Annotated in this window: 1 protein-coding gene; it reads left to right on the top strand. The window is 49.0% G+C overall.

From position 1 onward, the window contains the following. Positions 1-290, top strand: a 290-nt coding sequence (locus tag FN960_RS23850; protein WP_143850796.1) for a BamA/TamA family outer membrane protein, incomplete at both ends; no start/stop codon positions are given.

The raw sequence follows: 290 nt of genomic DNA on the forward strand, positions 1-290 counted from the left end.
TATAATGACTTCCAGGCAGATGACGCCGACCTGTCCGACTATACCAACAAGAGTTATGGTACAGACGTGACGTTGGGCTTCCCGATTAACGAATATAACTCGCTGCGTGCAGGTCTGGGTTATGTACATAACTCCCTGTCCAACATGCAGCCTCAGGTTGCGATGTGGCGTTATCTGTACTCTATGGGTGAACATCCGAGCACCTCTGATCAGGATAACAGCTTCAAAACGGACGACTTCACGTTCAACTATGGTTGGACCTATAACAAGCTTGACCGTGAAGTCGTCCG

Origin of the sequence: Alkalicoccobacillus porphyridii, from assembly GCF_007293315.1 — a bacterium.
Lineage (GTDB): Bacteria > Bacillota > Bacilli > Bacillales > Bacillaceae_D > Alkalicoccobacillus > Alkalicoccobacillus porphyridii.